This is a genomic window from Dysosmobacter sp. Sow4_B12 (assembly GCF_052116665.1).
Taxonomy (GTDB): Bacteria; Bacillota; Clostridia; order Oscillospirales; family Oscillospiraceae; genus Oscillibacter.
Map to the genome: position 1 here is coordinate 40,228 of NZ_JBQKKR010000008.1, position 12,279 is coordinate 52,506.

Below are 12,279 nucleotides of genomic sequence, written 5' to 3' on the forward strand. Positions count from 1 at the left end.
AGAGCATGGAAGAACGCATCACCTGTGACGGCACCGTCCACAGCGTCATTTTTCAAAACGCCGAAAATGGCTATACGGTCCTGCGCCTCCTGACGGAGGAGGGGGAGGTCGTCACAGTGGTGGGCTGCATCCCCTGTGTGGCGCCGGGAGAGCATCTGACGGTGTCCGGCGTCCTGGAGCAGCACCCCCAGCACGGGGAGCAGCTGCGGGCGGTGGAGCTGGAACGGTTTTTGCCGGAGGACGAGGAGGAGATCTTCAACTACCTCTCCTCCGGCGTCTGCAAGGGGGTGGGCCCCGCCACCGCCCAGCGGATCGTGGAGCGCTTCGGCCGGGACACGTTGGACATCCTGGAGCGGGAGCCGGAGCGGCTGACTTTGATCAAAGGCCTCACTGCCAAAAAGGCCCAGGAGATCGCCGGGAGCTTCCGCCGGCACATGGGGCTGCGGCGGCTGATGGAGTTTCTGGCCCGCTACCAGCTGCCGCCGGTTTTGGCCATGCAGCTGCGCCAGCAGTACGGTGACGCGGCGCTGGAGATGGTGCAGGCGAACCCCTATCTTCTCAGCAGCGACAGCTGCGGCGTGGAGTTTGCCCTCACCGACGGCATCGCCATGAGCATGGGCATCGCCGCGGACAGCGGCGAGCGGCTCCAGGCGGCGGTGACCTTTGAGCTGAGCCATAACGAAAACAACGGCCACGTGTTCCTGCCCCGGCCCAAGCTGGCGGCTGCCACCTGCCAGCTGCTTCAGTGTGACCAGGAGCTGGTGGAGCAGGCCCTGGACGACCTCATCGACCGGGGGGCTGTGGTGCAGGAGCAGGTGGCCAATGTGGAGGCCTGTTATCTCAGGCGGCTGTGGGAGGCGGAGACCTCCGCCTGCCGGCGGCTGAACGGCCTTCTGGCCGCGGACGCGGACCGCAGCGGCCAGGCGGCCCGGACCATCGAAGAAATACAGCGGGAGCAAGGAATCACCTACGCGCCCCAACAGCGCCAGGCAGTGGAGCTGGCGGCCCGCACCGGCGTTCTTATCCTCACCGGCGGTCCCGGCACCGGCAAGACCACCACCGTCCGGGGCATTGTGGCGCTGTTTCAGAAAATGGGGCTGGACATCGTGCTGGCGGCTCCCACAGGCCGGGCGGCCAAGCGCATGAGCGAGCTGACGGGCATGGAGGCCCAGACTGTCCACCGGCTGCTGGGCATGAGCTGGAATGAAGCCACCCACCAGGTGACCTTCTCCAAGACGGAGCAGGAGCCCCTGGAGGCGGACGCGGTCATTGTGGACGAGATGAGCATGGTGGACCTGAGCCTGTTTTCCGCTCTTCTGCGGGCCCTGCGGCCCGGCACCCGGCTGGTGCTGGTAGGGGACGCGGACCAGCTGCCCTCCGTGGGCGCAGGCAACGTCTTTTCCGACCTCATCCGCAGCGGGCGGGTGAAGACCGTGTTCTTGCGGGAGGTGTTCCGCCAGGCGGAGCAGTCCGCCATCATCCGCAACGCCCACGCCGTGAACCTGGGGGAGCCGCCCAGGCTCACCAACGACCAGGGGGATTTTTTCTTCCTGTGCCGCCGGGACGGGGAGCGGACCCTCTCCACGGTGGTGGACCTGTGCCGCAGCCGTCTGCCGGAGAAAATGGGCATTCCCGCCGACCAGATCCAGGTGCTGACGCCTACCCGAAAGGGGCCCAGCGGCACGGTGAGCCTGAACCGCAGCCTCCAGGCGGCGCTGAATCCTCCAAAGCCGGACAAGCGGGAGCTCCAGTGGGGCGAGCGGCTGTTCCGGGAGGGGGACCGCATCATGCAGACCCGCAACGATTACAACGTGGTGTGGGAGAAGGCGGACGGCACCGTAGGAACCGGCATGTTCAACGGCGACGTGGGAAAAATCGTCCAGATCGACCCCTCCGGCGAGTGGCTGACGGTGGATTTCGACGGCAGGACGGCGTTGTACGGCGCGGAACAGCTCAGCGAGGTGGACCTGGCCTACGCGCAGACGGTCCACAAGGCCCAGGGCAGCGAGTACCGCTGCGTGGTGCTGGCCGCTATGCCGGCGGCCCAGTCCCTCATGGTGCGGGGGGTGCTGTATACGGCCCTGACCCGGGCCAGGGAGCTTTTGATCCTGGTGGGGGATGATGCCGCTGTTCGGGCCATGGCGGCCAATGACCGCCAGCAGAGGCGGTATTCGGGGCTGCGGTGGCGGCTGGCGCACAGTGGAGAGTGAATAGCGTCCATACTTGGACGCGGAAGTGACAGCCATGATGATGGCTGGGCATGTGCGCCCCCCATTTTCTCCCCGTGGAGAAAACGGGCCGCGCCCGGTCCAAAAGACACGCCAGGAGGGGGATTTCGGTCTCCCCCTCCTGGACCTCCCCTTCAAACGACACAAAGAGGGGGCTGCGGCCCCCTCTTTGGAAACTCCCCCTACGGAGCGGCAGCGGGAAGAGAAGCTGAACGCTTTGACAAGCACCTTGGAATGTGAAGAAGCGTCACAACTTGCGGCTTGAAGGCTGGATGATTGCCGGGTTATAGCGCACCTGGATGAGACCTGGCAGGTTTTATCCGGTGGTGGCTTCCGGCCGTTCGCATCCCCAAACTTGCCCGCACGGGCAAGTTTGGACGAGGCGCTTTTCTTTTCCACCGTGCACGGCGCATTTTCTTTTGGCAAGACAAAAGAAAAAGGGGGGTGCATTACCCACTGTGGACCCAAATGGGTCCCATAAAATCATACCAACTCCATAAAATGAAGCAAAAATGGACCAAAACAAGTCCTTTTTGCGGAGGCTGGTATGGTAGAGCAAAAAATCAAGCAGGACATCTGCATTGGTGCAAATATTCGCAGAATCCGTAAGGAAAACGGTGTGAAGCAGACGGAGCTGGTGCGCCTTTTACAGTTGAACGGCATTGAGATGACCAGGGAGAGCCTGGTAAAAATTGAAAGAGGTGCACAGCACATTCAAGCTTCTCAACTGCGGGGAATCCGGGATGCTCTGAAAACATCGTATGATGAACTGCTGGCAGAAAAATGAAACATCTGCCGGAAGCCCTTGTAAACCTCTTTTTTCCTCCCAAATGCCCCTTCTGCGGCAAGGTCCTGGACACGCCGGACATCTGTCCCGCTTGTGAGAAGGCCCTGCCGTGGACGGCGGAAGCAGAGGGCCTTCGGCAAGGCGCCGGCGGCCTTCGCTGTGCCGCGCCCTTATGGTACGAGGACCTGGCCCGGGAGGGCTTACTGCGCTTCAAATTCCACGGTTCCTCCGCGGCGGCGGAGGCCTTGGGCGGCCTGGTGGCCCGGTGCGCGGCGGAGCGGTTTTCCGGGGAGTTCGACACGGTGACTTGGGTGCCCGTCAGCAAAAAGCGCCTGCGGCAGCGGGGCTATGACCAGGCCCGGCTCCTGGCGGAGTCCGCCTGCCGCCGGTGGGACACGAAGCCGGTTGCCCTGCTGCGGAAGGTAGCGGACAACTCTGCCCAATCCGGCCTGACAGAGGCCGCTGCCCGGCGGGCCAACGTCCTGGGGGTTTACGAGGCGCTGCCGGAGGCAGCGGGAAAGCGCGTTTTGCTCATTGACGACATCTGCACCACCGGCGCAACGCTGACAGAGTGCGTCCGGGTGCTGAAGGACGGCGGGGCGGAAAGCGTGGCCTGTGCCGCCGTGGCCTTGACCCGGGAGAAAAAAGTTCACAAAAATGGAGAAAAATAGGGTTGCAATCGGGGAAATAGCCGCTATAATATAACCTGTATGACTTTGCACGGAAAAACCGTTTATAATAACGACAGAAAGATCAAATGAGGTGGAATCTATGCCTATGGCAAAAGACATCGGTATCGACCTGGGTACCGCGTCCGTTTTGGTATATGTAAAGGGTAAGGGCATCGTGCTGAACGAGCCTTCCGTGGTGGCGCTGGACAAAAACACCGGAAAGCTTTTGAAGGTGGGCGCCGAGGCCCAGGCCATGCTGGGCCGCACCCCCGGCAACATCATCGCCATCCGTCCCCTGCGGGAGGGCGTCATCTCCGACTACGACATGACGGAGCGGATGCTGCGGGAGTTCATCCACAAGGTGGCCGGCGTGTCCTTCTTCAAGCCCCGGGTCATCATCTGCGTGCCCTCCGGCATTACGGAGGTCGAGGAGCGCGCCGTCATCGACGCCGGCATCCAGGCCGGTGCCCGGAAGGTGTACCTCATCGAGGAGCCTGTTGCCGCCGCCATCGGCGCCGGCATCGACATCACCCAGCCGGACGGCCATATGGTGGTGGACATCGGCGGTGGCACCGCCGACATCGCTGTCATCTCCCTCAGTGGCGTGGTGGAGTCCGCCTCCATCAAGATCGCCGGCGACCAGCTCAACGAGGCTGTGGTGAAGTATATGCGCCGCAAGCACAACCTGCTGGTGGGTGAGCGCACCGCCGAGGAAATGAAAAAGCAGATCGGCTGCGTATTCCCCAAGGAAGAAGAGGAGACCATGGACGTGAAGGGCCGCTGCCTGCTCACCGGCTTGCCCCGTGTGGTCACCGTCAGCTCCGTGGAGATGATGGACGCCTTCGAGGAGCCTGTGGAGCGCATCATGGAGGCCATCCACTCCGTGCTGGAGCGCACGCCCCCCGAGCTGGTGGCGGATATCTCCACCAACGGCATCGTCATGACCGGCGGCGGCAGCCTGGTCTCCGGCTTCGACAAGCTGGTCACCGCCCGCACCGGCATCCACACTGTCATCGCCGAGGACGCCATCTCCTGTGTGGCCATCGGAACCGGCAAGAGCCTGGACTCTCTGAACAACATGCAGGACGGCACCATGAACCTCAGCCGCCGCCGGCAGATGAACTGAAAAATACCCAAAGGGTCCCCGGCTGCTGGCCGGGGACCTTTCCGCTGACAGCGGAGGAGCTGCGGGAAAATCCTTGCAATTTCGCGGGAGTTTGATATAGTAAATAGAGCTTACAAAAGACCGATCAAAGGAGGCGCGCCATGGCAGTCCAGATCATCACGGATTCCACCAGCGACCTGACGGCGGAGGAGCTGCGGGAGCTGGGCGTCCACGTGATCCACATGCGGGTCATTTTTGAAGACGGCGTCTACACGGACGGCGTCGATATTACCAAGGAGGAGTTTTACGCCAAACAGGCGGAGGCCAAGGTCCTGCCCAAGACCACCCAGGTGAACCCCGGGGAGTTCTGCGACGCCTTCCAGCCTCTGCTGGACACCGGGGATGAGGTGGTGGCCATTCTGCTGTCCTCCAAGCTGTCGGGCTCCTTCCAGTCCGCCGTCATCGCCAAGGACATGGTGGAGGGGGCGGAGCGGCTGCATCTGGTGGATTCCCTGAATGTCACCCTGGGCGAGGGCTTGCTGGTGCGGGAGGCGGTCCGCCTCCGGGACGCCGGAAAGTCCGGCGCCGAGATCGCGGCGGCCATTGAGGCCCTGCGCAGCCGGGTGCGGTTCGTGGCCTTCGTAGGCACGCTGAAATATCTGAAAATGGGCGGCCGTATTTCCGCCTCCACGGCGGCATTGGGCACCATGCTGAATATCTCCCCGGTGGTGGCCGTGGTGGACGGGGAGGTAAAGTCCGTGGGCAAGGTGCGGGGCAGCCAGAAGATCATGGCCTACACCTTGGATTTTGCCAAAGAATACCCGGTGGACACCCGCCACTGTGTGGTGTTCGGTCACTCCCGCTGCCAGGAGACCATGGAGGCTTACCGGGACAAGGTGACGGCGGCCCTGGGTATCCGGGACTGGGCCTGGGACGAGCTGGGCGCCGTTATCGGCACCCACGCGGGCCCCGGCTGCTATGGCCTTGCCTACATCGGCCTCAAGTGAAAAACAGGAAGCAGAGCCGCCGGCTCTGCTTCCTGTTGTAAAAACAACTGTGCTTTTCATGGATTTGCGCTATACTGCCGGGGAATACTGGCAGAAACGGCTTACTTCCCCTTCCGGGCTTTCCGCTTGGGGGAGGTGAAGGCCGCCAGCCAGGCTGCCACCACCACGAAGGCGCCGACGCCGTAGCCCACGCCGTACATGGAGCGCTCAGAGGTGGAGAAGTAGTCGCCGATCTGGCCGCCCAGGATGAAGGCCATGGCCAGAGGCACCACGAACATGAGGCAGAAGGTCAAAAACCCGTCCACCCATTTGACGGAGTTGCCCTGGTGAATTTCCTCCAGCACTGTTTTCGAGCCGATCTCCCAGCCCACCATAATGCTCATCAGCAGGGCGCCCAGAGGCATGGCCAGACCCTCGGACAGGCAGTCCATGAAGTCCAGCCAGCAGTCATTGAAGCTGCCCACAACGCCCAGGGAATTCTGGAAGGGGACCCACACGCCGTTGGAGCCCAGACCGTCCACAGCCACGATGGTAGCTTCCACCATGATGGCAAGGCACACCAGCAGCACCACCCGGCTGCGGCTGCCCGTCTTGCCCTTGGCGGCAGCCCGGTCCATGAAGAAGGTGACGACCACCTCGACCAGGGAGATGGCGGAGGAGATGGCGGCCACCAGCACCAGTAGGTAGAAAATGACGCCGAACAGGGAGCCCACGGAACCCATGGTCTGGAACACGTCCTGCAGGGTGATGAACAGCAGCTTGGGGCCGCTGAGGGCGGCGCTGGGACCGTAGGTAGCCACGGCGGCGGGGATGACGGCGAGACCCGCCATCAGCGCCACCACCGTATCCGCGAACACGATGACGGCGGCGTTTTTCACCAGGTTCTCCTTCTTGCCCAGATAGGAGCCGTAGGTGATCATGACGCCCATGGCCAGGGACAGGGAGAAGAACATCTGACCGCCGGCAGTTGCCATGACGGAGCCGATGCTGGGGGCGGATTCAATGAAGCCGGCCTCCACGGCGTAGCCGGGGACGAACATGAACTTCAATCCCTCCACGGCGCCGGGCAGCGTCAAGGAGCGGATGATGATAATGACCAGCATGACGAACAGGGCCGGCATGCCCACATTGTTGAACTTCTCAATGCCGCCGGAGATGCCGCCCCGGTTGATGAGGTAGCAGATGATCATGAACAGCAGCGTGAACATGACACAGCCGAAGGGGTTGGTCAGCATGGCGCCGAACAGGTCGGCGCCGGTCTTGACCTCCGCCCCGGCGAAAGCCAGATTGCTCAAGTTTAGGGCCATGTACTCAATGCAGTAGCCGCCCAGAACAGAGTAAAAGCTCATGATGACAAAGGGGGCAAACACCGCCAGCCAGCCCACCCATTTGAAGCGGCTGGTCAACTCCTTGTAAGCGCCGATGGTGCCCTTGCCGGTGCGGCGGCCCATGGCCAGCTCCGCCATCATGATGCTGAAGCCCACGAAGATGGCCAGCAGCAGGTAGATCAGCAAAAAGGTGAAGCCGCCGGATTTTCCCATTTTATACGGGAATCCCCAGATGTTGCCAAGGCCCACGGCGGAGCCGATGGCAGCCAGCAAAAAACCGATGTTGCTTCCCCATGATCCTCTCTCATTGCTCATAATATCCCTCTCTCACAGTAAGTTTTCGAATACCCCTCATTCGAATTACTCATATACCATACGCTATTTTTTCGGCCCTGTCAAGGGAACGAATGGAAATACAGTGGAAAAATGTTTTTTGCATAAGGACAATCATTTCACAATCAAGGACAAGGAAGGCAACTATGTTACAGTTCAAATCAGTGACAAAACAGGATGGACCGAAGCTGCGGCGCTACTATCAAGACTGCGATTACGGTCTTTGTGAATACTCTGTGGGCACGAAGCTCATGTGGCGGAGCACCCTGCATCCGTCCTGGACGGAGGCGGCGGGGTGCCTGGTGGTGCGCAACTGCATCGACGGGCAGGTGGTGTTCGACTATCCGGTGCCGGGACCGGAGGGGGATGAGGACAAGGCACTGGAGGCCATCGAGTCCTACTGCCTGGAGCAGGGGATCCCGCCGGTGATCTCCGTGGTGCCGGAGTGCAAGGCGGGCCGGCTGCTGTCCCGTTACCCGTATGTGCGGGTCAGCGACGTGCGGACCTGGCGGGACTACGTGTATTACCGGGAGGACCTGCAGTTTTTCACGGGACGGCGGTATTCCGGCCAGCGCAACCACATCAACAAGTTCCGCTCCAAATGGCCGGAGGCCTCTTTCCGCCCCTTGACGGCGGCGGACCGGGGCATCATTGATACGTTCTGGGCGGATTACGAGGCGGAGTTTCCCAAGGGAAACAACGCCAAGGCCCGGGATGAGCTGGCGCTTGCCAAGAAGATGCTCCGCATGGTGGACAAAAGCTGGTTCGTAGCCGGCGGCATGTTCGACGGGGAGAAGCTCATTGCCCTGTCCCTGGCGGAAAAGTGCGGCGAGACCCTTATCATCCACATTGAAAAGGCCCTGTATTCCTACACCGGCGTGTATCCCACCCTGGTGCAGGCCTTTGCCGACGCCTTTGGCGGAGACTGCCGGTGGCTGAACCGGGAGGATGACGCGGCGGACAAGGGACTGCGGACCTCCAAGCTGCAGTACGGCCCGGCAAAGCTGGCGCCCAAGTACCGCTTTGAGCCTCAGAATGAGCTGCTGTCCCACGTCAGCGCCATCCCGGTGCTGAAGACGGAGCGTCTGACCCTTTCGGCGCTGACGGAGGCGGATATTCCCGCCTATAACGCCCTGGTGCTGGACGGAGACCGCAACCGCTGGTGGGGCTACGACGATGTGGCCGGCCTGGGCGGGCCTGTGGAGGAGCGGAGCTTTTTTGACGTGGCCCGCCGGGATTTTGACAACCGCCTTGCGGCCAACTTCGCCGTCCGACTGGATGGAAAGCTCATCGGCGAGGCGGTGCTCTACCGCTTCGACTGCCGGGGCGGCGCGGAGCTGGGCTGCCGCGTCGACAGGGCTTACGCCGGGAAAGGCTACGGCACGGAGGCCTTTGCCGCCGTGGCGGATTGGGCGCTGTACAAGGTGCACCTTTCCCGGGTGGTGGCCAAGTGCTTCAAGGAAAACCAGGCGTCCTACAAGATGCTCTCCTCCTGCATGCGGAAAAACGGAGAGGACGAGACCTTTTACTATTTCGAAAAGCTGGTATAAAAAACGGCGCCGGAACTTTTGTTCCGGCGCTGTTTTTTCAAAAGGAAACGCACATGCCGCAGCCCACTTCCTGCACGGGAAGGACTTTTGCAAGCTCCAGCTTGGCGGCCAGGGAGACGCAGTGGCAGGGATAGAGGACGCCGGGACGCAGCGAGGTGAGAAACGATGCCGTTTTTTCCACCCGGCTGTTGGCCCGGGGCAGGTGGAACCCACCCAGAATACCGGCGATTCGGGGTTCCCCGCAGACCGCCTGGGCGTGGGAGACAATGTTGCAGATGCCGCTGTGGGAGCAGCCGGTGAGGATGAACAGGCCCTCCGGGGTCCGGCAGGCCAGGGCGGTGTCATCCGCCAGCAGGTCGGGCTGCTCCTCCCCGTCCAGCAGGACGCGGCCCAGAGGGCGGCGCTGCTCGAAGTCGTGAACGGCGGGGATCTCCCCCAGGAACACGCAGTTTTCCGACAGCCAGACCGGCGCCTTACTGGGGCGGTAGTCACAGGCGGCGGAAATGGCGCCGTCCGCCGGCGGGCCGATGTATTCCCCGCCGTACCAGCGGGGCAGCAGGCACCGGGGATGGGCGATGAGGCGGACACCGGACAGGTCGAACCGCTCCGCCAGAAGGGCGAGGCCGTTGGTGTGGTCGTTGTGGCCGTGGGAGAGGACGATGTGGGTCAGGCGGCCCAGGTCCAGTCCCAGCTTTTCCGCGTTTTGCAGGAAGACATCGGAATAGCCGGTGTCCAGCAGGATACGCAGGCCGTCGATCTCCAGGTAGTAGCTGGCGGCGGGCTCTCCCAGAAAATAGCGGTCAATGAGGGTGTTGTTGTCCGCCAGTACCCAAAGCTTTGCCGTTTCAGCCATGCAGGTCCTCCTCCCGGCAGGTGCCGCCCTCCGTGAGGCCCAGGGCCTCCACCCGTGTCTCCGGGATGTCCAGAGAGAAGCGGACGCCGTCGGCGCGCTGGCACAAAAGCCACAGCGGCGCCGGCTCCCGGTGCTCCTCGCAGCCGAAATCCCCCTCTTCAATGCGCAGGACGCACACGTCATGTCCCGGCGCGGCGGCAATGCGGGCCGCTGCCTCTTCCCGCGTCAGCTTCATGCCAGAAACTCCGGGCCGAAGCTGTGGGGCAGCAGTTCCGGTAGGGTGAAAACCTGTTCCTCACCGGCGCCGTTGAGGCAGATGACCTCCATATTGGGGGCGAATTCCCGCAGCACCTGCCGGCACACGCCGCAGGGGACGCAGAAATCCTTGCTCCTGCCGGCCACCACGATGCGGACAAAGTCCGTGTGTCCCTCGCTGACCGCCTTGGCCACGGCGGTGCGCTCGGCGCAGATGGTGGGGCCGAAGGAGGCGTTTTCGATGTTGCAGCCGGTGAACACGGTGCCGTCGCTGCACTCCAAGGCGGCGCCCACAGGAAAATGGGAATAGGGGATGTAGGCCCGGTCCAGCATGGCGACGGCCGCGGCCTTCAGTTCTTCTCGGGTCATAAAAACACTCCTTCAAAAAATGCACTCAGCCGATAGTCTGGAGCTCCACTGACTCTACCGGCAGCGTGTCCATCTGGGCGTCCGGGTCTGCGATGTCCGAGGTGTCGTATTGGACGGCCACCCAGCCGCCCAGGGTAGGGGCGTCATAGAGGTCCACATGCAGGTTGGACAGGGTGTCGAACACCTCCTGGGGATCGCCCCAGGCATCCATGATGTCTTGGCGGCGGAAGCCGGACAGGGCCTCGGTGGCAGCGTCGTCAGTCATGGCCTCTACCGCTGTCAGAGGGGGAACCTCTGCCTGCTCTGTTTCTCCGGAGCCGCAGGCGGTCAGTGCCACCACAACAAGCAGCGATAGCAGAAACAGGCAGATGCGGTGCTTCACATGTGATTCCTCCTTTTTCAAGCCCAGCCCACCTCCCGCTGGGGGCGGACACTGAGGTCAATGATGTCCTTGGCGTCATAGAATTTCATGTACCGCTCCCGGGCCTTGGCGGAGCGGAGGGTGGTGCCGTCGGGGTGGAGCCGGTCGCAGATGACGGCGCTGATGTCGCTTTTGCACTTGGACCAGGAGTCGATGCCCACGGAGCAGAAGATGCGGAAGCCCTGCTGCTGCATCCACTGGAAGGCAGGACCGGTCTGCTGGACGTCGTCGCCGTCCAGGCGGCCGCCGAAGGGATAGAACAGCACGGTGGTGTCTCCCACCAGGCTGCCCACCTCGTCGAACCACTTGCGCATGTCAGCGGTGACGGTCTCATAGGTGCGGGTATTGAGGCTGATGTGGCCCCAGGTGTGGCTGCCGAAGGTCCAGCCGGTGCGTTTGAGCTCGGCGATGATGGGCTTCACGGCTTCGATCTCCTCCTGGCGGCGGGCCTCCCGCTCCGCCGTCCAGTTGTCCTTGTCCGTCTGGGTGCGGTAGCCCAGGATGCCCTCGTAGCCCGTCAGGCTTAGGCAGCCCTTGGCACCGAAGGGGGAAAAGTCCGGGTGCTCCTCCACGAATTTGTCCAGAATGGTGACGGCGTCCAGGTCCCGGCTGATGACTTCATTGCCCTCCGGGTCCAGGCCCCAGGAGGCGAGCTTGCCGTCATCTCCGATGATGAGCTTGTAGGTGAAGCCGTTTTCCAGCATGTATTCGTAGTAGTTCACATCGTCGTAGGAGAGGATGAGGGGCTTTTTGCCCTCGGGTAAGTACAAGGTGTTCTTCACCATCCGGGTCTCCCCGGCCTCATTGGTCTGCTCGCTCCAGCAATCCGCGATGTCCACCAGAACGTAGCCCTTTTCATAGACGCTCTCCAGGATTTTCAGATACTCTCCGGCAGTGACCATCCAGTCGTCGATGCCGTCGGATTTGTAGTCGCCGTCGAAGGCCAACTCCGGGTAGGCCACCACGGGATGGAAAAACAGGTGCTCCACCACCCCGTCATAGGCGGCGTAGGTCACGCCGTCCCGGCTGCCGCCCTCCGGCATGACGGTAGGGTCCAGGATGGTGTAGGGCTCCGGCTCAGGCTTTTCCGGCTCGGCCGGGGTTTCCTGCGGCTCTTCGGATGGGGCGCCGGAGGCATCTGACTGGGCGGATGCCTCCTCCGGCTGGGAGGGACCGTCGGAGCCGGGTGCTGGTGCGGAGCCGCAGGCGGTTAGGGAAAACAGGAGTAAAGCTGCCAGAAAGCAGCGGAAAATTCGGCACATGGCAAGGGTCCTTTCTGTGTTTTTTGATGTGTTCAGTATACCAGATTTTCCGACGAAAAAGAACAACAAAAGAGTGACAAAACGCGGACGGTTTTCCGTCCGCGTTTTTC

The 12,279-nt window shown here is 62.4% G+C and carries 12 protein-coding genes; 6 read left to right on the forward strand and 6 right to left on the reverse strand.

Going from position 1 to position 12,279, the window contains the following annotated elements:
- Nucleotides 1–5: 5 nt before the first annotated feature.
- The 5 genes from recD2 to ACTQ4R_RS08705 all read left to right on the forward strand — a co-directional run bounded on the left by recD2 (nt 6) and on the right by ACTQ4R_RS08705 (nt 5,798).
- Nucleotides 6–2,210 carry an SF1B family DNA helicase RecD2 gene (gene recD2 / locus ACTQ4R_RS08685; protein WP_441627760.1) on the forward strand — a complete coding sequence of 735 codons (2,205 nt, stop codon included), beginning with the start codon at nt 6–8 and terminating at the stop codon, nt 2,208–2,210.
- A 565-nt stretch (nt 2,211–2,775) separates the two neighbouring features.
- A complete protein-coding gene (locus ACTQ4R_RS08690) occupies nt 2,776–3,015 on the forward strand; it encodes a helix-turn-helix domain-containing protein (RefSeq protein WP_441627762.1) in 240 nt (79 codons plus the stop codon).
- Nucleotides 3,012–3,686, forward strand: a complete 675-nt coding sequence (locus ACTQ4R_RS08695) for a ComF family protein (protein ID WP_441627764.1) — start codon at nt 3,012–3,014, stop codon at nt 3,684–3,686. The genes ACTQ4R_RS08690 and ACTQ4R_RS08695 overlap by 4 nt, the downstream gene beginning before the upstream one ends.
- 100 nt (nt 3,687–3,786) lie before the next feature.
- Nucleotides 3,787–4,812 (forward strand): rod shape-determining protein, encoded by a 1,026-nt coding sequence (locus tag ACTQ4R_RS08700; RefSeq protein ID WP_441627766.1) that lies wholly within the window; start codon nt 3,787–3,789, stop codon nt 4,810–4,812.
- A gap of 140 nt (nt 4,813–4,952) precedes the next feature.
- Nucleotides 4,953–5,798 (forward strand): DegV family protein, encoded by an 846-nt coding sequence (locus ACTQ4R_RS08705; protein WP_441627768.1) that lies wholly within the window; start codon nt 4,953–4,955, stop codon nt 5,796–5,798.
- Between the two features lie 101 nt (nt 5,799–5,899).
- Here ACTQ4R_RS08705 and ACTQ4R_RS08710 read toward each other — a convergent pair whose 3' ends face one another.
- Entirely contained in the window at nt 5,900–7,441 is a 1,542-nt protein-coding gene (locus ACTQ4R_RS08710) for a sodium-dependent transporter (protein ID WP_441627770.1), read from the reverse strand.
- A gap of 164 nt (nt 7,442–7,605) precedes the next feature.
- Between ACTQ4R_RS08710 and ACTQ4R_RS08715 the strand changes: the two genes are divergently transcribed.
- Nucleotides 7,606–9,009, forward strand: a complete 1,404-nt coding sequence (locus ACTQ4R_RS08715) for a GNAT family N-acetyltransferase (RefSeq protein ID WP_441627772.1) — start codon at nt 7,606–7,608, stop codon at nt 9,007–9,009.
- 37 nt (nt 9,010–9,046) lie between these two features.
- On the opposite strand, the gene ACTQ4R_RS08720 is transcribed toward ACTQ4R_RS08715, so the two are convergent.
- The 5 genes from ACTQ4R_RS08720 to ACTQ4R_RS08740 are packed head-to-tail and all read right to left on the reverse strand — an operon-like array spanning nt 9,047 to nt 12,169.
- On the reverse strand, nt 9,047–9,862 hold the full coding sequence (locus tag ACTQ4R_RS08720) for an MBL fold metallo-hydrolase (RefSeq protein WP_441627774.1): 816 nt from the start codon (nt 9,860–9,862) through the stop codon (nt 9,047–9,049).
- Nucleotides 9,855–10,097: a hypothetical protein gene (locus tag ACTQ4R_RS08725; protein WP_441627776.1), complete on the reverse strand. Its 243-nt coding sequence runs from the start codon at nt 10,095–10,097 to the stop codon at nt 9,855–9,857. The genes ACTQ4R_RS08720 and ACTQ4R_RS08725 overlap by 8 nt, the downstream gene beginning before the upstream one ends.
- Entirely contained in the window at nt 10,094–10,486 is a 393-nt protein-coding gene (cdd, locus tag ACTQ4R_RS08730; protein WP_441627778.1) for a cytidine deaminase, read from the reverse strand. The genes ACTQ4R_RS08725 and cdd overlap by 4 nt, the downstream gene beginning before the upstream one ends.
- Nucleotides 10,487–10,511: 25 nt before the next feature.
- The gene (locus tag ACTQ4R_RS08735) at nt 10,512–10,868 is read right to left on the reverse strand and encodes a hypothetical protein (RefSeq protein WP_441627780.1); all 357 of its coding nucleotides are present in this window, start codon (nt 10,866–10,868) and stop codon (nt 10,512–10,514) included.
- 17 nt (nt 10,869–10,885) lie between these two features.
- A complete protein-coding gene (locus tag ACTQ4R_RS08740; RefSeq protein WP_441627782.1) occupies nt 10,886–12,169 on the reverse strand; it encodes a polysaccharide deacetylase family protein in 1,284 nt (427 codons plus the stop codon).
- Between the last annotated feature and the right edge of the window lie 110 nt (nt 12,170–12,279).

What these genes read in the sequence shown, in the direction of transcription:
- recD2 (WP_441627760.1), top strand. Translation starts at nt 6, where the DNA reads ATGGAAGAACGCATCACCTGTGACGGCACCGTCCACAGCGTCATTTTT.
- ACTQ4R_RS08690 (WP_441627762.1), top strand. Translation starts at nt 2,776, where the DNA reads ATGGTAGAGCAAAAAATCAAGCAGGACATCTGCATTGGTGCAAATATT.
- ACTQ4R_RS08695 (WP_441627764.1), top strand. Translation starts at nt 3,012, where the DNA reads ATGAAACATCTGCCGGAAGCCCTTGTAAACCTCTTTTTTCCTCCCAAA.
- ACTQ4R_RS08700 (WP_441627766.1), top strand. Translation starts at nt 3,787, where the DNA reads ATGCCTATGGCAAAAGACATCGGTATCGACCTGGGTACCGCGTCCGTT.
- ACTQ4R_RS08705 (WP_441627768.1), top strand. Translation starts at nt 4,953, where the DNA reads ATGGCAGTCCAGATCATCACGGATTCCACCAGCGACCTGACGGCGGAG.
- ACTQ4R_RS08710 (WP_441627770.1), bottom strand. Translation starts at nt 7,441, where the DNA reads ATGAGCAATGAGAGAGGATCATGGGGAAGCAACATCGGTTTTTTGCTG.
- ACTQ4R_RS08715 (WP_441627772.1), top strand. Translation starts at nt 7,606, where the DNA reads ATGTTACAGTTCAAATCAGTGACAAAACAGGATGGACCGAAGCTGCGG.
- ACTQ4R_RS08720 (WP_441627774.1), bottom strand. Translation starts at nt 9,862, where the DNA reads ATGGCTGAAACGGCAAAGCTTTGGGTACTGGCGGACAACAACACCCTC.
- ACTQ4R_RS08725 (WP_441627776.1), bottom strand. Translation starts at nt 10,097, where the DNA reads ATGAAGCTGACGCGGGAAGAGGCAGCGGCCCGCATTGCCGCCGCGCCG.
- cdd (WP_441627778.1), bottom strand. Translation starts at nt 10,486, where the DNA reads ATGACCCGAGAAGAACTGAAGGCCGCGGCCGTCGCCATGCTGGACCGG.
- ACTQ4R_RS08740 (WP_441627782.1), bottom strand. Translation starts at nt 12,169, where the DNA reads ATGTGCCGAATTTTCCGCTGCTTTCTGGCAGCTTTACTCCTGTTTTCC.